Consider the following 21182-nt stretch of genomic DNA (forward strand, 5'->3'; position numbering starts at 1 on the left):
CCTCAAACAGGGGATCGTTCCACCCCCTGTTTGGGGGAGTTTGCTCCTGAGAATCCCTCACTAAGCTCCGATTTGTGCGGTGGCTACCCTATGGCTGCGAAGAAAGCCAAAGTGAGGACTCTCTGGTGAGCGCGATACTTTATGCCCGCAATTGGTTCTTGGCCGTGGTCGCTTCTGCGGCACTCGTTGCGAGCGTCCTCGCAGTGCCCCTAATGGCCATCGCCGATAGTCGCCCCGCGGATGCCGCCGTTCCCGTGACGGTATCGGCCGACTCGCTCCCCACCGCGCAAATCAATGGGGTCGTCTGGGCACAGCTTATTGTCGGTGACACCGTCTACGTCGGAGGCGAGTTCACCCGCTCTCGCCCCGCTGGCGCTGCCGCCGGCGTGAACGAGGTCGTGCGCAACAACCTGCTGGCCTACAACCTCACCACCGGTGTTCTCGTGGCCTCCTTCAATCCCAATGTCAACGGCGCTGTCCGCGCCCTGACCGTCTCGACCGACGGGTCGCGGCTGTTCGCCGGGGGCGCTTTCACGAGCGTCGGTGGCGTCAGCCGGTATCGCGTCGCCGCTTTCGACGTACAAAGTGGCGCTCTTGTTCCCGGCTGGGCGCCGGTTCTAAACGCGGGCGTCAAAGCGCTCACCTACACGGGCAATAGCGTCTACGTGGGTGGCACATTCACGTCGGCTAGCGGTCAGTCCCGCGCCAGGATGGCGGCCTTCAGCGGCTCCACGGGGGCTCTAGTGCCCTGGTCGGGCACGCCGGCCGGCGGCAGTATCAATGCCCTCGTCGCCTCCCCAGACGGCAGCAAGGTCATCATTGGCGGATCCTTCACGACCTATAACGGCGGTTCCAACCCCGGATACGGCATGGCCGCAACCGATGCTACGACCGGCGCGTCCCTGCCATGGAAGATCAACGGCCTGATTCGAAACGGTGGCAGCCAGGCGGCCATCCTCAGCCTGACCGGATCGGCCGAGGGCGTGTTCGGCACCGGCTACGTGTTTGGGAACGGCGGCAACCTTGAAGGAACATTCCGTGCCAGCTGGGAGGATGGCAGTCTGATCTGGGTCGAAGACTGCCATGGGGACACCTACTCTGCGGTACCGGCTGGCGACAAGGTCTACACGACCGAGCATGCCCACTACTGCGGCAACATTGACGGCTTCGAACAAACCGAGCCGTGGACCTACCACCGCACCCTTGCCTTCAGCATGGATGTCGGCGGCGTCATCACTGCCGACAAGCACGGCTACTACAACTTCAAGGGCACCCCCCGACCCAACCTGCTGGCGTTTTATCCCGACATCAACACCGGGAGCTTCACCGGGCAGGGCCAGGGTCCGTGGCACGTGACCGCCGATACCCAGTATCTGCTCTATGGCGGAGAGTTCACGACCGTGAACAACAAACGCCAACAGGGCCTGGCCCGATTCGCTGCGCCTTCCATAGCGCCGAATAAGGAAGGACCGCGTGTTGCCAACGCCTCGTTCGCTCCATCGGCGTTCGTGCCATCGGTCGCCTCGTTTGTGAGTGGAACAGCGCGTCTTAGCTGGAAATCGGCCTACGATCGCGATAACGAGAACCTCACCTATGAGGTGCTGCGCGACGGCGTCGCCGTCACCAGTATGCAGGGACTCTCCTCCGACTGGAACCGGCCGACCCTGTCCTTCTCCGACACCGGACTCACCCCAGGGCAGAGCTACTCCTATCGAATTCGGGTCACTGACCCGTTCGGCAATACGAAAACGGGTGGAACGGCCAGCGTCACCATCGCATCCGGCACTCTCAGCGACTATTCCGCGAACGTCTTGGGGGATTCCCCGCGATCGTATTGGCCGCTAAATGAGGCAACCGGTGCCACGGCCTTCGACTGGACGGGCGGCGCAGACCTGGCCCGAAAGGCCGGGGTCAGCCCCGGCGTCCCCGGAGCAATCGTAGACACTGCCATCACGGCAAGCCGTTTCGACGGCACGGCGACCGGATTCGCCGCCACCAACGACGCCCAGAGCCCGTCAAATTCGTTCAGTGTCGAAACCTGGGTGAAAACCGACACCACACAGGGCGGCAAGATTATCGGTTTCGGCAACAGCAATACCGGCCAAAGCACCGGCTATGACCGGCATGTTTACATGGACACTGGCGGTCGTGTCTGGTTCGGTGTCTACCCCGGCGGAGTGCAGGCGATCACATCGCCCGCGTCCTATAACGACGGCCAATGGCACCACATAGTGGCCAGCCTCGGCAGCTCCGGCATGTCGCTGTCGATCGACGGCAAGAAAGTCGCGCAGCGCGCCAGTGTCACCTCGGGTCAGGACTACCAGGGTTTCTGGCGCATTGGCGGAGACAGTATCAATGGCTGGCCCAGCCAGCCCCTGAGCGCCTTCATCGCCGCCGACATTGCCCAGGTCGCCGTCTACTCCGCGCCCCTCACGCAGAAGCAGATCGTGGCACACTTTGTCGCCTCCGGTCGAACGAGTCCTGTCATCTCGGCTCCTACCGACGCCTACGGCGCGGCCGTCTACAGTGCGGAACCCGATTTGTACTGGCGTCTGGGTGAAGCCAATGGTCTGAAAGCGAACGACTCATCGGCCTCGGAGCAACCCGGAACCTACTTCGACCCGGTCAGCCTGGGCGCCGCCGGACTTCTGAGCGGCACGAGCAACACGGCCGCGTCGTTTGGCGGCGGAATCGTCAGCAGTGACACTCGGATTAATGCTCCCGGTACCTATGCGCTGGAGGCCTGGTTCAGCACAACGACGACGCAGGGTGGCAAGATCATCGGATTCGGCAGCGCTTCCAACGGATTGTCGGACAACTATGACCGGCACGTCTACCTGCAAGACGACGGTCGCCTGGTATTCGGCACCTGGACCGGGCAGTCCAACACCATCGTGACCGAGTCCACCTATAACGATGGAGCGGCGCACCATGTGCTCGCGCAGCAGTCAGCTGATGGAATGGCGCTCTACGTTGATGGCGCTCTCATCGGTACGAATCCGCAAACGGGCGCCCAGGGGTATTCCGGCTACTGGCGCATTGGTGGCGATAACACGTGGAGCTCGTCGAGCCCGTGGTTCGTCGGCACAATTGACGATGTCGCCGTTTATTCCCGTCCGCTCAGCGGCGCCGTGATCGCGCAGCACTACTCGCTGGGATCCGCCACAAGCGTCCCGCAGAACGAAGCACCGACCGCCGCATTCACTGTCACCTCCGACCATCTGGCGGTCTCAGCGGACGCTTCGCCGTCGGCAGATGCCGATGGGACCGTCACGGGATTCGCCTGGTCGTGGGGTGACGGTAGTGTCAGCGACGGCCGTACCGGGCAGCACACCTATGCCGCCGCCGGAACCTATTCGATCGGCTTGACCGTCACCGACAATGACGGCGCCACCGACGCGACTACTCGATCCGTTACCGTCTCAGCACCGATGCCGGTGCCAGCCGGCATCGCTACAGATGCCTTTACTCGCGAAATCAGCCGAGGACTCGGCTCAGCCGATATCGGAGGCGCGTGGACGACGACCGGCACTGCCAGCAACTACTCGGTGATTGCTGACGCCGCTCACCTGCGCGTAGCCGCCGGAGGGACGGCGAACGGCTATCTGGTCGGTGTCTCGTCGGAGAGCACCGATCTAACGGTCACCACGTCACTGCAACAGGCCACGACCGGAGCCGGTACCTACGTTTCACTGATCGGCCGGCGCGTCGCCACCAACGACTATCGGGCGCGGATCAAAGTTCTCGCGACCGGCGCCGTGCAACTGCAGCTCATGCGCGGCGGCACCACCTTGCAGGCGAGCACTATCGCCGGGCTCAGCTACGCCACCAACGATCAGTTGCACGTGCGGTTGCAGGTTTTCGGGACGGCACCGACGACGATTCGGGCCAGGGTGTGGGCTGCGGGCACCACAGAGCCATCGACCTGGTCGCTGAGCCGGACAGACGCAACAGCCGTCCTGCAGCAGGCCGGATCGATTGGTCTCGCCGCGTATAACAGCGGATCAGCCACGACACCGATGACGGTCACGTTTGATGATCTCTCCGCGATCGCGGTGACGGACCCGTAGCCGTAGCGTCGGCCGCCGAAATTAGGCCGGCAGTTTGAGCGAGTCGATGAGATCGGCCGCATGCTGGCTGGTAAGAATGACGCGGGCGAATTCTTCGTCGACGAGGTCGATCACCACGGCAGGGCGGTGACGTTTGATCGACACGAAGTCTTTGCCGCCATGGAACTTCCAGGTTCCCGCGGCCAGGACGAGTGGAATGATCGAGCCGAGAGCACGTATTCCGCGCAGCCAGATCCACGGATCTTGGGTGATGATCACCGAGCGGATATTCTCCCGCTGCACCACGATCGACTCCCTACGCAGCGCGAGGGTTCTTTCCGCGCGCGTCAAGTGGATCTCGAGCCGGTCAGAATGCACGCTCAGGGAAGCCATTGTTCCAGTCTGCCCGCTCGAGGCCGCAAATCTCTTGTTTGAAGCGAACAAAAGCAGTCACGTCCCAGCGCAGGATCTCTCCAACGGCAGCAAATGCCCTCAGCCGGCCATGCTCATCCGCTCACCCGGGTCAGGCCCGCGGCGTCGCCGCAGCGGCGGCCTTGGCCGCAGCGGGCAGGGCTTCGAAGATGCGCCCGATGGCGGTCTGGTCATGCGCGTCGGAGACAAACCAGGCCTCGAACACGCTCGGTGGCAGCGACACGCCACCGTCGAGCATGGCGTGGAAGAACGGTGCGTAGCGAAAGGCTTCCTGGCGTTGTACGTCGGCGTAGGTGCGCGGTGCCGACCCCTGTGCCTCGTCGCCGAACACGAAGCTGAACAGGTTGCCGGCTCGTTGCACCCGGTGGGCGACGCCCTCGGCGGTGAGCGAGGCGGAAACGGCCTCAGAGAGGATTGTGGCGGTGGCGTTGAGACGGTCGTAGACGCTCTCGTCGAGCAGGTTGAGCGTCGCGATGCCCGCCGCAACGGCGACCGGGTTACCCGACAGCGTGCCGGCCTGGTAGACCGGGCCGTTCGGTGCGAGAAAGTCCATCACGTCGGCTCGGCCGCCGAGGGCGGCGACGGGCAGCCCGCCGCCGATGATCTTGCCGAAGGTGAGCAGGTCGGGCGTGTAGAACTCCTCGCCAGCCGACTCCAGACTGCGGGTCTCCAGCCCCCAGAAACCGGCGCGGCTCACCCGAAAACCGGTGAGCACCTCGTCGAGGATGAGCAGAGCACCGTTCGCGTGCGCGATCAAGGCCAGGGCCGCGTTGAAACCGGCATCCGGGGCGACAACGCCCATGTTGGCGGCTGCGGCCTCGGTGATGATGGCGGCGATACGGCCGGGGTGAGCCTCGAAGGCGGCCCGTACGGCTCCCAGATCGTTGTAGGGCAGCACGAGGGTCTGCGCTGCGGTCGCCGCGGTGACTCCGGCCGAGCCGGGCAGGGCGAGTGTGGCGAGCCCCGAACCGGCCTGGGCAAGCAGACCGTCGGAGTGGCCGTGGTAGTGGCCGGCGAACTTGATCAGCAGGTCACGATTGGTGAAGCCGCGGGCCAGGCGGATGGCCGTCATGGTCGCCTCGGTACCGGTCGAGACGAGGCGCAGCTTTTCGACCGCACCGACCCGTTCGGCAACGAGTTCGGCTAGTTCGGTCTCGGCGGGAGTCGAGGCGCCGAAGGAGAGTCCGAGCGCGGCAGCTTCTTGTACGGCCCGAACGACCTCGGGATGAGCGTGGCCCAGAATTGCCGGACCCCAGGAATTGACGAGGTCGACATACTCCCGGCCGTCGGAGTCCGTGACGTAGGCACCCGCAGCTTTGACGAGAAACAGCGGAGTGCCGCCGACCGACCCGAAGGCGCGCACCGGCGAGTTGACCCCCCCGGGAATCACGCGGCGGGCGCGATCGAACAGCTCGTCGTTATGGGTGGCTGTGTGTTCCGTTGACGTTGACATTGTGTCGGTCATGCTTGTTCCTCCTTGAGCCAGGTGGCCAGTTCAACAGCCCAGTAGGTGAGCACGGCATCGGCGCCGGCCCGACGGATACTCAAGACTGACTCTTCGATTGCCCGGCGACGGTCGATCCAGCCCTGCGCGGCGGCGGCTTCGATCATGGCGTATTCGCCGGAGACTTGGTAAGCCCAAACCGGAATATCACTCATGGCGGCAACGGCGGCGAGCACGTCGAGGTAACCGCCGGCCGGCTTGACCATGACGATGTCGGCGCCCTCGTCAATGTCGAGCTGCGCTTCACGCAGGCCCTCGCGCCGGTTGGCCGGGTCGAGCTGGTAGGTGCGGCGGTCGCCAACCAAGGTCGAGGCGACGGCCTCGCGGAACGGACCGTAGAAAGCGGAGGCGTACTTGGCCGAATAGGCGAGCACAGCGGTATCTTCGAAACCGTTGGCGTCCAGGGTCTCGCGCACGGCGGCGACCTGGCCGTCCATCATGCCCGAAAGACCAAGCAGCGCGGAACCGGCCGCGGCCTGGGCGAGGGCCATGTCGCGGTAGCGTTCGAGGGTGGCATCGTTGTCGACGTGGCCATCCGCCGCGAGCACGCCGCAGTGGCCGTGATCGGTGAATTCGTCGAGGCACAGGTCAGTCTGCACGACGAGCGCGTCGCCGATCTCGTCGACGAGAGCGCGAGTGGCCAGGTTGAGAATGCCCTTGGGATCGGTCGCGCCGGTTCCGGTCGCATCGCGTACGTCTGGCACCCCGAACAGCATGATGCCGCCGATGCCGGCTTCAGCCGCCTGCACGACGGCCCGGCGGGCACTGTCGATACTGTGCTGCACGACACCGGGCATCGACGTGATCGGGCGGGCGTCATCGCCCTCGCGCACGAACATGGGGAGCACGAGCTCGGCCGGATGGACACGAATTTCACTGGCCAGGCGACGGAGCGCGCCGCTGGTGCGCAAACGTCGTGGGCGGATAACGGGGTTGGTCACTCTTTCACCCTACGCCGCTCGGCTGTGCGTTTTGTTATTCGGTCGTTACCTGACGATCAGAGTGCCGGTGCGGTTCCCGCCAAAGCGGCATCGACGAGCGCCTCAATGAGGGACTCGGCGCTGCGTTCTGCGGCGATCACATCCACGCGCAATCCGAGGGCCCGGGAATCCTTCGCGGTCTGTGGACCGATGCACGCTACCAGGGTGCCGTCGGGGATGTCACCGAACTGTTCACGCACCTGACGCGCGACGCTGCCGCTGGTCACGAGTACGGCGTGCACGAGGCCAGCCTTGACGTCGGCGACGACCTGGTCACTGACCGGAACGCCGATGGTGCGGTACGCGACGACCGATTCCACGTCGTGGCCGACGCGGCGGAGCCCCTCGGAGAGCAGCGGCTTGGCGATTTCACTGCGCAGCGTGAGCACGCGCAGCGGAATGACGCCGGCAGTGGCGGTCTCCCACTCCTCCAGCAGACCGCGCGCGGAATTGTCTTCGGAGGGAACGATGTCTACGTGGTAACCGGCCGCCACGAGCGCGGCGGCAGTAGTTTCACCGACCGCGGCGATGCGGGTTCCGGGCGCGACCACAGCACGGTGCGATGACAGAACGTCGACGGTCGTGGCGCTCGTGATAGTCATCCAGTCGAAGTCGCCGGCGGCGAGGCGGGTCAGCGCCGCGTCGAGGGCCGGGGCGTCGTCGGTGGCGGCGAAGTTGATCATCGGAGCGACAATCGGATGCGCACCCTTGGCCCGCAGATTCGCTGCGACCTGGTCACCCCAGGGTCCGCCGCGCGGAACGAGAACTCGCCAGCCCGTGAGGGGCTTGGTCGGTCGATTGATCACGTGGTCACTCAGTCACTTTCAGGGGAGCGAACTCGGCCGCGCCACCGGCCAGAAGATCTATGGATACTCGTTCGGCCACGTCGAGCGCGGCTTGGGTGAGGTGGAGGGCGGAGTGGGAATCGGGTGTTGCCGCGTGTGAGCTGGTGATCTTGCGAGAGCCGTCCGGGCTGTACACGGTGGCGGTGAGAAACAGCAGGCCGTCGTCGACGACAGCGGTGGCACCGATCGGTGCCGCGCAGCCCGCCTCGAGGCGGGCCAGTACCGTGCGTTCTGCGGTGGTCGTCGCCTCCGTCGAGGAATGGTTCATGGCCGCGAGCGCAACGCCAAGCAGACGCTCGGGCTTGCCGCTTTGCACCTCGATGGCGAGCGCCCCCTGGCCGGGAGCGGTGGGCCAGGCCGACAGATCGAGAAATTCGGGCGTCAGGGAGTCGAGTCGACCGAGGCGTCCGAGGCCGGCGGCGGCCAGCACGACGGCGTCGAGGTCTCCCTCTGTGACGCGGCTCATGCGGGTATCGATGTTGCCGCGAATGTCGACGACCGTGAGGTCGGGCCGACGCTCAAGCAGTTGCGCGACCCGGCGAGGCGAACCGGTGCCGACTCGGGCGCCCTCGGGCAGGGTGTCCAGGGTGAGGCCGGCGCGTGCTACCAGCACGTCCCGGGCATCCGCTCTCTTGGGCGTTGCGCCGATAACGAGGCCAGGGTGCGCCGCGGTCGGCAGGTCCTTGAAGGAGTGCACGATGACGTCGCACTCGTCGTTCAGGAGGGCTTCGCGCAGGGCACTCGCGAACACACCGGTGCCGCCGAGGCTCGAGAGCGATTCGGTCGAGGTATCGCCGTGCGTGGTAACCCGCACGATTTCAACCTCGACCCCGGCCGAGGCCGCGATGCGGTTGACGATGGTCTGGGTCTGCGCGAGCGCGAGGGCGCTCGCGCGGGTACCCACGCGGATGACGGTCATGGCGCCATTCCCGCGACGGCCGGCTTGAAGCCGAGGCGCACGTTTTCGCAGCAGCCGGGGCGGCACACGTCGTACCAGGGGCCGAGCGTGGTCTTAGCCGGACGGTCGGAGGCGGGGGTGTCGTTCAGCCGCTCCTCGATCAGGTCGACGAGGCCGCTCACGAAGTCGGGCGAGACACCGGGGGTCGGCACGCGCACGGCCTTGATTCCGAACTTCTCGCTCGTCTCCATCGCCTCGTTGTCGAGGTCCCACATGACCTCCATGTGGTCGCTGACAAAACCCAGCGGCACGATGATGACGGCACGGATGCCGCGGGCCGGCAGCAGGGCGATCGCATCGTTGATGTCGGGTTCGAGCCATGGCATGCTGGGCGGACCGCTGCGCGACTGGTAAACAAGCTGCCACTGGGTCTTCAGCGGCGCCTCGGTATCGGACGGTTCCACGAGGGAATCCATGATGACCTGGGCGACGGCGCGGTGCTGCGCTTCGTAGGCGCCACCCTCGCCGAAGCCGCGTTCGGCCGGGCCGCTCTTGTTGGCATCCGTCATGGGGATCGAGTGGGTCGAGAACAGAATCTCGACCTCGGTGTCCATGTCAATGCCGGGGATGGCCTGTTGGACGTCGTGCAGGCCTTTGGTCACACCGGTGATGAAGGGGGTGACGAAGCCGGGGTGGTCGAAGAACTGGCGAATTTTGTCGATGTGCACCGTGTCGTTCAGGCCATTGGCGGTCAGGGCCGCAGCGAAGTCTTCGCGGTACTGGCGGCATCCGCTGTAGGAGCTGTAGGCGCTCGTCGCGATTGCGAGCAGGCGGTTCTGGCCAGCGTCATGGGCGTTTGAGATTGTATCTTTCAGGTACGGCGCCCAGTTGCGGTTGCCCCAGATCACGGGCAGGTCGATGCCGCGACGGGTGAGTTCAACCTGAAGTGCAGCTTTCAGCACACGGTTCTGGTCGTTGATCGGGCTGATGCCGCCGAAGTGGCGGTAGTGGGTAGCGACCTCTTCGAGGCGTTCCTCGGGGATACCGCGGCCGCCGGTCACGTTGCGCAGAAAGGGAATCACATCGTCCTGGCCTTCTGGTCCGCCGAAACCGGCCAACAGAACGGCGTCATACTGCGCCATTACTGCAGCACCTCGACGACCTCAGCGGTGGAGATTCGGCGTCCGGTGTAGAACGGGATCTCCTCTCGCACGTGGCGGCGCGCTTCGGTCTCACGCAGGCCGCGCATCAGGTCGACCAACTCGGTGAGCTCGTCACTCTCGATCGGCAGCAGCCATTCGTAGTCGCCAAGGGCGAAAGCCGAGATCGTGTTGGCCAAGGCTCCACGGTAGGCGGCGCCCTTGCGTCCGTGGTCGGCGAGCATCGCGCTGCGCTCGTCGTCGGGCAGCAGGTACCACTCGTAGCTGCGCACAAAGGGGTAGATCGTGAGCCAGGACTTGGGTTCTACACCGCGCAGAAAAGCGGGCACGTGGCTCTTGTTGAATTCGGCATCGCGGTGCACCCCCATGGCATTCCAGGTGGGCAGCAGGCTTTTGAGCAGGCGGCTGCGGCGCAGCTCGCGGTTGGCCCACTGCAGGGTCTCTGCGTTGTCGGCGTGGGTCCAGATCATGATGTCGGCATCGGCTTTGAATCCGGAGACATCGTAGAAACCGCGAACCGTAACGCCCTCGGCTTCGATCAGGGCTACCACGTCGTCGAGCTCATTGACCGCGTGCGGAACATCGCGGCCGTCGAGGTCATCCGGGTTGTGCGGATCTCGTCGCAGAACGGTAAAGAGGGCGAAACCTTGCGGCGAAGCCGCGGGTACCTCGGAATCGATGGGTGGGGTGGGCTGAACGCTGGTTACTGCCTCTCCGGCAGCCGGGTGAGTCATGGCTCTAGTGTGCTCTTTATTGCGCCCGGCACCAAAATGAACCCTGCGATTCCTGTGAACGGACCCGTTCCGGTTTGACCGGGCCTAGCGGTTCTTGGCCACCGCGGAAGCGCCAAACCAGACGATAACTCCGACAACGGTCGCCGCACCAAGCGCAATTCCCACGAGGGCGGCCGGGCTGTCCTCGCCGAGCTGGCGTAAGGCGTGGCTCAGGCGACGACGATTGATGCGCAGCTGCTTGGGCACATTGAACTTGTACTCGATGGCATCGAGCGTCGAAGCGAGCTCGGCGCGCGCGCGCCGCGCGTCGGAGCGCAGGTCATCGATGCCGCGTTTGTCGTTGCCAGCTTCGGTGAGCTCGGGGTTATTTGTGGTCATATTCGCCAACTCCCTTGAATGCATCGACGTCGTGACGGATGCTCGCGTGCACACCCTCCGGATCGGGTTTCGTGGCCGCCTTCACCCGGTTCACACCGATGAGCAGCAGGATGACGGCGATGAGCACCAGCGCGACCGCCACAATGAGTGTGGCCAGCCAGAGCGGCAGCACGAGCGCCAACGCGATCACGGCGAGGGCGACGAACACCCCGAGGGCGAAAAAGAGGATGGCAGCGGCCACAATGAAGAGGGCGGCACCGACCCCGAAATTCTTGGCCTTGGCAACGAACTCGGCTTTGAAGGCATCCAGTTCGGCTTTGACGAGGGCGCTGATCTGACCGGGCAGTTCCCCGATCAGTGCAAGCAACGGGCGCTTGCTTTTCGGGTTGAATCCACTGCTAGTCACGGATTGCCTTCCCTGTGCTGGGGTGTCGGTGTTTCAGGTGTCTGAATTCTACGAGCTGTTGTGCCCCTAGTGCGCCGTGGAGTTGTCGTCCGCCGTGGAGGGCTTCATGGGAGTCGCCTGGGGCTTTGCTGCGGCAGTGCGGCTGGTGGTGGTGCTGGCCTTCGCGGTCGGCGTGGCGGCGGCGGGGGAACCCGTTTTGGCGGCGGCCTGCTTCTTCTTGGCCGCGGCCTGCGAGACGGCTTTCTTGCCGGCCTTGTACAGGGTGGCGGGAACGTCACCGATCAGTTCGAGGGCGGCGTCGCGCACCTCAGTCACCCGGCGCTGCACGGGCTTGGCGTTCCAGAAATCATTGGCAGCGGCTGCGATCTGGTCGTAGCGTTTGCGGCCGGCACGTGCACCGAGCACATAGCCGACGAGTCCGCCCGTGATGAACAGAAGCTTTCCGCGCATTGAGTCTCCACTTTCGTAAGGTTCCCCCAGAGTAACCCGGTTCGCCGTTTCGGTCTGGGGCGCTCTCGGGCATGTCTCAGTGCGTTCGTACCAATACAGGCAGTGCACAGTTTCGGCTAGGAGTCGGCAGCGGTGATGGTGAGGCCGAGGGCGGCGTGCCGAATGCGGTCACCGGCCTGGAGAGCATGCGGAATGACCGAGGCGAGGCCGGTTCCGGCCAACCAGGCACCGGTGATCTCCAGCCTGGGGGTGGCGGCGACGGCCTCGCGCACCTGATGCGCACGTTCGGGGGCTCCAAGAGTGGCGGGCGACAGGGCATCGCGCCACTCGGTGCGGGCGAAGGCGCGCACCGAACTGGCCGGCAACGGCACGCCGAGCAGGGTGGATGCGTCGTGCAGGGCGAGTGCCTGCAGCTCGTCGTCGCCCAGGTCGTCGGTGGGGTTGGGCTGGCCGGCTCGACCGTACGACAACCGCACGACGTGGCGGCCGGGGCCGGCTGCCTCGGCCACCCAGGCCCACTTCGCGGTGACGTGGGTGAGCGCCTTCGCGGTGACGTCTGGAGCGTCGACGGAAACGAGTACGCCGGTGCCGCGCGGGTGCGAGTCCAGCTCGGGCGCGTCGAGCACGAGCGAGGTGAGCGTGACGGCGGTCGGGGCCGGCCAGTCGAGTTCGGCGAGCGCGTCGAACTGTGCGCCGAGCGGATTGACCAGTCGCAGGGCCTGCGCGCCCTGGGTAGCAACGATGACGTAGCGGGCGGTGAGGGTGTCGGCGGGGTCGGCATCCTCTCGGCGGGTGACGGTAACAGCCCAGGTCGGCGCGTCGTCGGTGCCGGAATGAGCCAGGCTCTCGGCCGTGGTGCCGGTCAGAATGGTCACGCTGTGGTGTTCGAGGGCGGCCACGACGGCGGCGGGCAGGCTGGCCATGCCGCCGAGCAGCCCGCCAACGTTGGAGCCGGCCGGGGCGCCGGCACGCAGGGCCGAGACGGCCCCGGAGAGCGAGCCGGCCGTGGTGAGGGCGCGGTTGAGTCCGGGGGCGACGACGTCAATCTCGAGGTCGACGGCGCTCGTCGTGTAGACGCCGGAGGCGACGGGTTCGACGAGGCGATCGAGCACACGCGCTCCCATGCGCTTCTTTACGAGGTCGCCGAGGCTGTGCTCTCGGCCGATCGTCAGCACGGGCATGAGCCGGTCTCCGTAGGCGCGCAGCGACCCCTTCCAGCCGATGACGCGGCGCACGTCGTCGGCGAGCGGGGAGCCCGGAATTCCGAGCACGCCGGCCTTGGGAAGCGGAACGCTGACCGAGGCATCCGCTGTAGAACCCGGTTTGAGAGCGGGAAGGTGCAACCAGGCACCGGCAACGTTCGGAGCGACGACCTGGTCGGTGAGGCCAAGGTCCTCGATGAATGAGGCAACGGTGCCGCCGCGCACGGCGAAGCTTTCAGCGCCGCTGTCGAGGCTGAGTCCGTCGAGAACGTGACCGGCGACCGGGCCGCCGACGGCATCCGTTGCTTCAATAATGGTGACGCTGAGCCCCACCTGGGCGCATTCGCGGGCGGCGACCAGGCCGGCCACTCCGGCGCCAATCACGAGTACGTCGATCGGTGTGGTCATGTGCTGCTCCTACTCGGCCGCGCTCACGTCGTGCACGAGGCTGACCAGCCGGGTCAACACGTCGGGGTTGGTGTCGGGCGGAACCCCGTGGCCCAGGTTGAGCACGTGCGATGGTGCGGTGCGTCCACGTTCGAGCACGTCGCGCACGTGCGCTTCGAGCACCGGCCATGGCGCCGCGAGCAGCGCGGGGTCGACGTTGCCCTGGAGCGCAACGGCGCCGCCCAGCCGGCGGTTGGCCTCGTCGAGCGGCACCCGGTAGTCCACGCCCACGACGTCGGCGCCGATGTTGTGCATTTCTTTGAGCAGTTCGCCGGTTCCCACGCCAAAGTGCACGATGGGCACGTTGCGGTCGGTCGGTTCGGCTCCTGCGCCCGGCACGGCGTAGGTCAGGTCGCGCACGTGGGCGATCGCTGCGGCCGACGCTGGGGCGACGGATGCCGCATAGTCGGCTAGCGAGAGCGCTCCGGCCCACGAGTCGAACAGTTGGGCAGCGCTGGCCCCGGCGAGCACCTGCGCGCGCAGGAACCGGCCGGTGACGTCAGCGGTCCAGGTCATGAGCTTGGCCCAGGCTTTTGGTTCGGCGTGCATGAGGGTACGGGCGTGGATGTGATCCTTCGACGGACCGCCCTCGACCAGGTATGCGGCGAGCGTGAACGGGGCACCGGCGAAGCCGATCAGCGGGGTCGATCCGAGCTGGGAGACCGCCAGGGACACGGCCGCGCTGATCGGCGCGAGGGCCGTATCGAGCAGGGCAGGGTCGAGGGCGGTGAGTTCGTCGACATCCGCTGGCGTGCGCACGGCCTTGCCGAGAACAGGGCCCTTGCCGGCCACGATCGACACGTCGACCCCGACGAGCTTGAGCGGCACGACGATGTCGCTAAAGAAGATTCCGGCATCGACCTGGTGCCGACGCACCGGCTGCAGCGAGATTTCGCTCGCCAGTTCGGGGTCGAGGCACACGTCGAGCATGCGCGTTCCAACGCGCAACTCACGGTATTCGGGTAGCGACCTCCCGGCCTGACGCATGAACCACACCGGCGTCACGGCGGGCCGAACGCCCTGATAGGCCTGGATCAGGCGGGAGTCGGCGGTGAGGCCGGAGGAGAGTGGATGCTGCGCGTCGAGGATCATCTCGACCATTCTCTCAAACATCTCCGGCGGCGCGCGCCGAAAGCGTACAGCATTGAGTCGTACACTCGTGTAGTGCTAATTCTTTTGTCCGCCAGTCATAAAAACTCCACCTTCGATGTGCTGGAGAAATTGTCTGTGGGCGGGGGCGCATCGGCCACCCGCATGGTGGAGCAACACGGGCCGCTCAGCGGTGCCATCGTTGTCGCGACCTGCAACCGGTTTGAGGCTTACCTCGACCTCAATGAGCCCTACGGCGTGTCGCCCCTTCCCGCCGTCTACGCCGCCATCGAGGCCGTGAGTGCCAGCAGCGGCCTTGACGCAGATACTCTGCGCGACAATCTCACCCTCGTGCACGGCAATGGCGTCGCTGAGCACCTGTTCGCCGTGACGAGCGGCCTCGAATCCGTCGTCGTCGGCGAGGTCGAAATCGCCGGCCAGGTGCGCCGCGCGCTCGAGCAGGCACGCGCCAACGGCACCACGAGCCCCGAGCTCGAGCGCCTTTTTCAGCGGGCTTCCCAGACCTCCCGCGGTGTCAAGAACCGCACGGGAATCGGCTCGGCTGGCCGCTCGATCGTGCGTCTGGCTCTCGAACTGGCCGAAAGCCGGGTCAGCGACTGGTCGAGCGCCCGCGTGCTTCTCGTCGGCACCGGCCGCTATGCCGGCGCCTCCCTCGCCGCCCTGCGTGACCGCGGAGCCGAGAACGTGCGGGTCTACTCGCCCTCCGGTCGCGCCGTCGGATTCGCGGCGTCACACGGTATCGAAGCCGTTCCCACCGACGATTTTGCCGCTGAGGTTGCCCGCGCCGATGTGGTCGTCACCTGCACCCTGCGCGATGACCACGTCATCGATGCAGCCCTGATCACCCGCGGGCGCAGCGAGATCGGCGTGGACCCGTTCGAGATCTCCGGCGCTACCGCCGACGCCCCGGCCCGCCTATGCCCGGCCGATGCCGGCCCCGCAGCTCCGCCGCAGCTCATCATCGACCTCGGGCTGCCCCGCAACGTGGCACCCGATGTCACTCTGGTGCCCGGTGTTGAGCTGCTCGACCTCGAGACGATCAGCATCCATGCGCCGCTCGAAGAGCTGAACGCCACAACGGATGCCCGCGAGATCGTGGGCAAGGCCGCCCGTAAGTTCTCCGACGTCGCCGAAGAGCAAAGCCTCACCCCGGCCCTCGTTGCCCTGCGCAGCTACGTGTTCGAGCTGCGCGACGCTGAAATCGCCCGGGCTCGCAGCCGCGGCGATTCGAGCGAAGCGACCGAGTCGGCCCTGCGGCACCTGACCGGTGTGCTGCTGCACGCCCCCATGGTTCGCGCCCGCGAACTGGCCCGTGCCGGCGAGCAGGAGGCCTACCTCACCGGGCTGGACGCCCTGTTCGGTATCGACGTTACTCTGCCAGCTGCCGGTGTGGCGGACGCCGCCGGCGCCGGTGCGATCGCCTCTTAGCCCAGCTCGATCAGGGTGACGCCGGCGGGCGCACCGGGCGTCGACATGGCGGCCAGTGCCGCTGGCGCTTCGGCGAGGCTGATTCGCTGACTGATCAGGTCTTGCGGTCGCAGCCGACCGCTCAGCACGAGGTCGAGTAGGGCCGGATAATCGTGGGCGGGCATGCCGTGGCTGCCGAGCACGGTCAGTTCGCGCGCGATTACCGTGCCGAGCGGCATCCGCGGGTCGTCGGCCAGTAGGCCGATCTGCACGTGCCTTCCCCGGGTAGCCAGCGAGCGGATGCCGATGGCCACCGTGTTCTCCCGGCCGAGCGCCTCGAGACTCACCTGGGCACCGTCCACGGTGAGCGCTCGAATGCGATCGACCACCTCGCTGTCGCTGAGCCCAGCCGAGTTGACCACGTGCGCCGCCCCGACGCGAGTCGCCGCATCGAGCGCGTCGGCACTGATGTCGACGGCGATGACGGTGGCGCCGAGCGCCTGGCCGATCATCACCGCGCTGAGGCCCACTCCGCCACAGCCGACGACCACGAGGGTTTCGTGCGCCTGAAGGCCCGCCTGGTGTACGAGCCCGCGATACGACGTGGCGAACCGGCAGCCAAGCAGCGCCGCTGCGCCCGCGTCAAGGTCATCGGGGATGGCGATGAGGTTTACGTCGGCGTTGTGCAGCGCGACCCGTTCGGCGTAGGAACCCCAGTGGGTAAACCCGGGCTGGGTCTGGTTGCGGCAAACCTGCCCGTTGCCGGCGTCGCATTCCGGGCAGTCGCCGCAGGCGCAGACAAACGGCACGGTCACTCGCTGGCCCACTCGGAACCGGCGCACCAGCGGCCCGATCGCATCGATCACGCCGACCAGTTCATGCCCGGGAACGTGCGGCAGGCCGATGTCGCTGTCGTGGCCGAGCCAGCCGTGCCAGTCGCTGCGGCAGAGGCCGGTGGCCTCCACCCGCACGATCACGCCGGCCGCGCTCAGCAACGGCTCGGGCAGCTCGCGCAGCACCGGGAGAACACCGAACTCTTCGAAATAGACCGCTTTCATGGTCTCATTCTGCCTGACGGATGCCTGCGCATCCGTTTTGAGCGTTACGCGCCGCGGAGGCGCACCGCCAGGTAGGCCTCGAGGTCGGCGAGCGGCACGCGCTCCTGCGCCATCGTGTCGCGGTCGCGCACGGTGACGGCTTGGTCGTCGAGCGAGTCGAAGTCGACCGTGATGCAAAACGGCGTACCGATCTCGTCCTGGCGACGGTAACGACGGCCGATGGCTCCGGCGTCGTCGAAGTCGACGTTCCAGAGCTGACGCAGGGTCAATGCGAGCTCACGCGCCATTGGGGACAGCTTCTCGTTGCGGGACAGCGGCAGAATGGCGGCCTTCACCGGCGACAGGCGCGGATCGAGCTTGAGCACGGTGCGCTTGTCGACACCGCCCTTGGCGTTCGGGACTTCTTCTTCGACATAGGCGTCAACCAAAAAGGCCATGAGCGAACGGGTCAAGCCGGCGGCAGGCTCGATCACCCAGGGCGTCCAGCGCTCGTTCTTGGTCTGGTCGAAGTACGACAGATCTTTACCGGATGCCTTGGCGTGCGTTGACAGGTCGAAGTCGCCGCGGTTCGCGACGCCCTCGAGCTCACCGAACTCGGTGCCGGTGAAGCCGAAGCGGTACTCGATATCGACGGTGCGCTTGGAGTAGTGCGAAAGTTTTTCAGCCGGGTGTTCGAACAGGCGCAGGTTTTCCGGATTGATGCCGAGGTCGGTGTACCACTTCATGCGGGTGTCGATCCAGTACTGGTGCCAGGTCTCGTCGGTGCCGGGCTCGACGAAGAATTCCATTTCCATCTGCTCGAACTCGCGGGTGCGAAAGATGAAGTTTCCGGGGGTGATCTCGTTGCGAAAGCTCTTGCCGATCTGACCGATGCCGAACGGAGGCTTCGAACGCGACGCCTGCAGCACGTTGGCGAAGTTGACGAAGATGCCCTGCGCGGTTTCGGGGCGCAGGTAGTGCATGCCGGCCTCGTCATCGACCGGGCCGAGGTAGGTCTTGAGCAGGCCGGAGAAGGCGCGCGGTTCGGTCCAGATGTGCCGGTTGCCGCAGTTGGGGCAGGCGATGTCATCGAGCCCGTTCTCGGGCGGGCGGCCCTTCTTCTCCTCGTACTGTTCTTCGAGGTGGTCGGCGCGAAAACGCTTGTGGCAGCTCGTGCACTCGATCAGCGGGTCGCTGAAGACCTCTACGTGACCGGATGCTTCCCAGACCTGGCGAGGCAGAATCACGCTCGAATCGAGGCCGACGACGTCGTCGCGGCTCGTGACCATGGAACGCCACCACTGCTTCTTGATGTTCTCCTTGAGCTCGACACCGAGGGGTCCGTAGTCCCAGGCGGAGCGGGAACCGCCGTAGATCTCACCGGCCTGAAAAACAAAGCCGCGGTGACGGGCGAGGGCGATGACGGCATCAAGATGGGTGGGTGCGGCCACGGTGGCTCCAATGGTCGAAGGCGCAGAATGTGGGCAGGTGCCCGATTATCCATTTTACGTGCTCGACCTCTGCCCAGTTTCCGCTCTGGGTCTGAGCGATTCTCGCGTCGAGGTAACGTAAAGAGGCGGATTCACAGGATTTGCCCTGGCTCAAGGAGGAGAAATGGGCGTCACGTCCAGCACAACCAAAGAACCGACCGCTCTGAAACGGATTCCCCACGACCTCGCTGTCGCCCTGGATCCCGAGGAGCTTGACGCCCACGATCGTCAGTGGACTCCCCTCAAAATTCTTATTTGGTCAGTGATTTCACTGCTCGGTGGCCTCAGTTGGGTCATGCTCGCCGTTGTGCGCGGTGAGACCGTCAACGCCATCTGGTTCGTGTTCGCCGCGATCTGCACCTATCTCATCGGCTACCGCTTCTACTCGAAGTTCATCGAAGAGCACATCGTGCGTCCCGATGACCGTCGCGCCACCCCGGCCGAGTACAAAGCAGACGGCAAGGACTTTGCCTCCACCGACCGCCGCGTTTTGTTCGGCCACCACTTCGCCGCCATTGCCGGCGCCGGGCCACTGGTCGGCCCCGTGCTGGCCGCCCAGCTGGGCTACCTGCCCGGCACCATTTGGATCATCGTCGGCGTCGTGCTCGCCGGCGCAGTGCAGGACTACCTCATTTTGCACTTCTCCATGCGCCGCGGCGGTCGCTCGCTCGGCCAAATGGCCCGCGACGAACTCGGCGTGATCGGTGGCACCGCTGCCCTGATCGCGACCCTGGTAATCATGGTCATCATCGTGGCCATTCTCGCCCTCGTCGTCACGAACGCCCTCGCCGAAAGCCCGTGGGGCGTCTTCTCGGTCGGCATGACCATTCCGATCGCACTGTTCATGGGCTGCTACCTGCGTTTCTTCCGCCCGGGAAAGATCACCGAGATCTCCATCATCGGCTTCGTGCTGCTCATCGCCGCCATCGTCGGCGGCGGCATGGTCAACGGCACCGAATGGGGCCAGACCTACCTGCTGCTCGACAAGGTCACCATCGCCTGGGGCATCATCATCTACGGCTTCATCGCCGCAATCCTGCCGGTGTGGCTGCTGCTGGCACCGCGCGACTACCTCTCGACCTTCATGAAGATCGGCACGATCGGCATGCTCGCCGTGGCGATCGTCATCATCCGCCCCGAGATCAACGTGCCGGCGGTCAGCGGCTTCGCCACTAGCGGTACCGGCCCAGTCGTGGCCGGAACGCTGTTTCCGTTCCTGTTCGTCACGATCGCCTGCGGCGCCCTCAGCGGATTCCACGCCCTCATTGCCTCGGGCACAACGCCCAAGCTCATCCAGAAGGAACGCCAGACCCGGTTCATCGGCTACGGCGGCATGCTCATGGAGTCGCTTGTCGCCATCATGGCTCTCGTTGCCGCGCTGTCGATCGACCGCGGCATCTACTTCGCCATGAACGCCTCCCCCGCCCTCACCGGCGGCACCGTGCAGGGGGCGGTCGCGTTCGTGAACGGCCTCGGACTGACCGGCGTCAACCTCACCCCGAGCATGCTCACCGACATGGCCACCAACGTCGGCGAAGAGTCGATCGTTTCCCGCACCGGCGGCGCTCCCACGCTGGCTGTCGGGCTCTCGCACATCATGCAGCAGCTCGTGGGCGGTACGTCAATGATGAGCTTCTGGTACCACTTCGCCATCATGTTCGAGGCGCTGTTCATTCTCACCGCAGTGGATGCCGGCACCCGCGTTGCCCGCTTCATGCTGCAGGACAGCCTCGGCAACTTCTTCCCGAAGTTCAAGAACACCTCCTGGCGCCCCGGCGCCTGGGCCGCCACGGCCATCATGGTCGCTGCGTGGGGTGCCGTGCTGCTGATGGGAGTGACCGATCCGCTCGGCGGCATCAACACGCTGTTCCCGCTGTTCGGCATCGCCAACCAGCTGCTCGCGGCCATTGCACTGGCGGTGTGTATGGCCATTGTCGCCAAGCGTGGACTGTTCAAGTACCTCTGGGTCGTGGCACTACCCCTCGGTTTTGCCTCCGTGGTCACGATCTCAGCCTCGTTCCTGAAGATTTTCTCGACCACGCCCGGCATCGGCTACTTTGCGCAGAACCGTGCGTTCGCGAACGCGCTGGCCGCCGGCGAGACGAGCTTCGGCACCGCGCCGAACGTTCTGGCGATGGAGGCTGTCGTGCGCAACACGATGGTGCAGGGTGTGCTGTCCATCATCTTCGTCGTGCTCTCGATCATCGTGATTGTGACGGCGATCCAGGCCACCGTGCGCGCGTACCGCCGACGCTCCAACGCCACGAGTGAGGATGACGCCGTGCAGTCGCAGACCTACGCCCCGGCCGGGTTCATCATGACCCCACCCGAAAAGGTGCTGCAGGCCGAGTGGGATGCCCGGCCGGCCGAGAAGAAGATCAAGGTCAAGGGCCACTAATGACCCTGTGGGCGGGCGTCCGGCAGGGCGCCCGCGGCGTGGCCTGGTATTTCAAAGGCCTTCTCGGCGAGGACGCCTACGAGAAGTACGTGGCGCACCACGCGGCCTCCTGCGAAACGGATGCTGCGGGCCTCGACCGCGCGCCGCATCCGCTGTTGACCGAGCGCGAATTCTGGCGGGACCAGACCGACCGCCAGGATAAGAACCCGCAGGGACGCTGCTGCTAGCCCCGTCGCCGGCAGCTAGTCTGAGTCG

The 21182-nt window shown here is 65.7% G+C and carries 18 protein-coding genes; 4 read left to right on the plus strand and 14 right to left on the minus strand.

The genetic code is table 11. From position 1 onward, the window contains the following. Window positions 1–125: 125 nt before the first annotated feature. The gene (locus E3T51_RS03915; RefSeq protein ID WP_241989162.1) at window positions 126–4070 is read left to right on the plus strand and encodes a LamG-like jellyroll fold domain-containing protein; all 3945 of its coding nucleotides are present in this window, start codon (window positions 126–128) and stop codon (window positions 4068–4070) included. A gap of 21 nt (window positions 4071–4091) precedes the next feature. Here E3T51_RS03915 and E3T51_RS03920 read toward each other — a convergent pair whose 3' ends face one another. From E3T51_RS03920 to hemE, 12 genes are all read right to left on the minus strand, one after another. Next, window positions 4092–4442 carry a hypothetical protein gene (locus E3T51_RS03920; protein WP_104191419.1) on the minus strand — a complete coding sequence of 117 codons (351 nt, stop codon included), beginning with the start codon at window positions 4440–4442 and terminating at the stop codon, window positions 4092–4094. 130 nt (window positions 4443–4572) lie between these two features. Continuing rightward, window positions 4573–5946 (minus strand): glutamate-1-semialdehyde 2,1-aminomutase, encoded by a 1374-nt coding sequence (gene hemL / locus E3T51_RS03925; protein WP_241989163.1) that lies wholly within the window; start codon window positions 5944–5946, stop codon window positions 4573–4575. Continuing rightward, complete coding sequence (hemB, locus tag E3T51_RS03930) at window positions 5943–6926, minus strand: porphobilinogen synthase (protein ID WP_134527780.1); 984 nt, start codon at window positions 6924–6926, stop codon at window positions 5943–5945. Before hemB ends, hemL begins: the two co-directional genes overlap by 4 nt. 56 nt (window positions 6927–6982) lie before the next feature. Next, window positions 6983–7771: a uroporphyrinogen-III synthase gene (locus E3T51_RS03935; RefSeq protein ID WP_134527783.1), complete on the minus strand. Its 789-nt coding sequence runs from the start codon at window positions 7769–7771 to the stop codon at window positions 6983–6985. Between the two features lie 4 nt (window positions 7772–7775). Continuing rightward, window positions 7776–8729, minus strand: a complete 954-nt coding sequence (hemC, locus tag E3T51_RS03940; protein ID WP_134527786.1) for a hydroxymethylbilane synthase — start codon at window positions 8727–8729, stop codon at window positions 7776–7778. Beyond that, window positions 8726–9850 (minus strand): ferrochelatase, encoded by a 1125-nt coding sequence (locus E3T51_RS03945; RefSeq protein ID WP_134527789.1) that lies wholly within the window; start codon window positions 9848–9850, stop codon window positions 8726–8728. Before E3T51_RS03945 ends, hemC begins: the two co-directional genes overlap by 4 nt. After that, window positions 9850–10602 (minus strand): hydrogen peroxide-dependent heme synthase, encoded by a 753-nt coding sequence (gene hemQ, locus E3T51_RS03950; protein WP_134527792.1) that lies wholly within the window; start codon window positions 10600–10602, stop codon window positions 9850–9852. Before hemQ ends, E3T51_RS03945 begins: the two co-directional genes overlap by 1 nt. An 84-nt stretch (window positions 10603–10686) precedes the next feature. After that, window positions 10687–10980, minus strand: a complete 294-nt coding sequence (locus E3T51_RS03955) for a DUF3618 domain-containing protein (protein ID WP_241989164.1) — start codon at window positions 10978–10980, stop codon at window positions 10687–10689. Beyond that, the gene (locus E3T51_RS03960) at window positions 10967–11386 is read right to left on the minus strand and encodes a phage holin family protein (protein ID WP_134527795.1); all 420 of its coding nucleotides are present in this window, start codon (window positions 11384–11386) and stop codon (window positions 10967–10969) included. Before E3T51_RS03960 ends, E3T51_RS03955 begins: the two co-directional genes overlap by 14 nt. A gap of 66 nt (window positions 11387–11452) precedes the next feature. Further along, the gene (locus E3T51_RS16680) at window positions 11453–11836 is read right to left on the minus strand and encodes a hypothetical protein (protein ID WP_166806367.1); all 384 of its coding nucleotides are present in this window, start codon (window positions 11834–11836) and stop codon (window positions 11453–11455) included. Window positions 11837–11952: 116 nt separating this feature from the next. Then, window positions 11953–13446 carry a protoporphyrinogen/coproporphyrinogen oxidase gene (locus E3T51_RS03970; protein ID WP_134527798.1) on the minus strand — a complete coding sequence of 498 codons (1494 nt, stop codon included), beginning with the start codon at window positions 13444–13446 and terminating at the stop codon, window positions 11953–11955. 9 nt (window positions 13447–13455) lie between these two features. Next, on the minus strand, window positions 13456–14577 hold the full coding sequence (gene hemE, locus E3T51_RS03975) for a uroporphyrinogen decarboxylase (protein WP_134528550.1): 1122 nt from the start codon (window positions 14575–14577) through the stop codon (window positions 13456–13458). 72 nt (window positions 14578–14649) lie between these two features. Here hemE and E3T51_RS03980 point away from each other — a divergent pair, with 72 nt between their 5' ends. Next, a complete protein-coding gene (locus E3T51_RS03980) occupies window positions 14650–16023 on the plus strand; it encodes a glutamyl-tRNA reductase (protein WP_134527801.1) in 1374 nt (457 codons plus the stop codon). On the opposite strand, the gene E3T51_RS03985 is transcribed toward E3T51_RS03980, so the two are convergent. Both E3T51_RS03985 and E3T51_RS03990 read right to left on the minus strand, forming a co-directional pair. After that, entirely contained in the window at window positions 16020–17060 is a 1041-nt protein-coding gene (locus tag E3T51_RS03985) for a zinc-binding dehydrogenase (protein WP_134527804.1), read from the minus strand. The two genes, E3T51_RS03980 and E3T51_RS03985, sit on opposite strands and share 4 nt — an antisense overlap. A gap of 44 nt (window positions 17061–17104) precedes the next feature. After that, on the minus strand, window positions 17105–18490 hold the full coding sequence (locus E3T51_RS03990; protein ID WP_134527807.1) for a glycine--tRNA ligase: 1386 nt from the start codon (window positions 18488–18490) through the stop codon (window positions 17105–17107). 163 nt (window positions 18491–18653) lie between these two features. Here E3T51_RS03990 and E3T51_RS03995 point away from each other — a divergent pair, with 163 nt between their 5' ends. Then, on the plus strand, window positions 18654–20927 hold the full coding sequence (locus E3T51_RS03995; protein WP_134527810.1) for a carbon starvation CstA family protein: 2274 nt from the start codon (window positions 18654–18656) through the stop codon (window positions 20925–20927). Beyond that, the gene (locus E3T51_RS04000) at window positions 20927–21154 is read left to right on the plus strand and encodes a YbdD/YjiX family protein (protein ID WP_134527812.1); all 228 of its coding nucleotides are present in this window, start codon (window positions 20927–20929) and stop codon (window positions 21152–21154) included. The genes E3T51_RS03995 and E3T51_RS04000 overlap by 1 nt, the downstream gene beginning before the upstream one ends. Window positions 21155–21182: the final 28 nt, after the last annotated feature.

Origin of the sequence: Cryobacterium serini, from assembly GCF_004404025.1 — a bacterium.
Taxonomy (GTDB): domain Bacteria; phylum Actinomycetota; class Actinomycetes; order Actinomycetales; family Microbacteriaceae; genus Cryobacterium; species Cryobacterium serini.

Excerpts from the sequence above, each read along its gene's own strand:
- E3T51_RS03920 (WP_104191419.1), bottom strand. The coding sequence starts at position 4,442 with ATGGCTTCCCTGAGCGTGCATTCTGACCGGCTCGAGATCCACTTGACG.
- hemL (WP_241989163.1), bottom strand. The coding sequence starts at position 5,946 with ATGACCGACACAATGTCAACGTCAACGGAACACACAGCCACCCATAAC.
- hemC (WP_134527786.1), bottom strand. The coding sequence starts at position 8,729 with ATGACCGTCATCCGCGTGGGTACCCGCGCGAGCGCCCTCGCGCTCGCG.
- E3T51_RS03945 (WP_134527789.1), bottom strand. The coding sequence starts at position 9,850 with ATGGCGCAGTATGACGCCGTTCTGTTGGCCGGTTTCGGCGGACCAGAA.
- hemQ (WP_134527792.1), bottom strand. The coding sequence starts at position 10,602 with ATGACTCACCCGGCTGCCGGAGAGGCAGTAACCAGCGTTCAGCCCACC.
- E3T51_RS03955 (WP_241989164.1), bottom strand. The coding sequence starts at position 10,980 with ATGACCACAAATAACCCCGAGCTCACCGAAGCTGGCAACGACAAACGC.
- E3T51_RS16680 (WP_166806367.1), bottom strand. The coding sequence starts at position 11,836 with ATGCGCGGAAAGCTTCTGTTCATCACGGGCGGACTCGTCGGCTATGTG.
- E3T51_RS03970 (WP_134527798.1), bottom strand. The coding sequence starts at position 13,446 with ATGACCACACCGATCGACGTACTCGTGATTGGCGCCGGAGTGGCCGGC.
- hemE (WP_134528550.1), bottom strand. The coding sequence starts at position 14,577 with ATGATCCTCGACGCGCAGCATCCACTCTCCTCCGGCCTCACCGCCGAC.
- E3T51_RS03985 (WP_134527804.1), bottom strand. The coding sequence starts at position 17,060 with ATGAAAGCGGTCTATTTCGAAGAGTTCGGTGTTCTCCCGGTGCTGCGC.
- E3T51_RS03995 (WP_134527810.1), top strand. The coding sequence starts at position 18,654 with ATGGGCGTCACGTCCAGCACAACCAAAGAACCGACCGCTCTGAAACGG.
- E3T51_RS04000 (WP_134527812.1), top strand. The coding sequence starts at position 20,927 with ATGACCCTGTGGGCGGGCGTCCGGCAGGGCGCCCGCGGCGTGGCCTGG.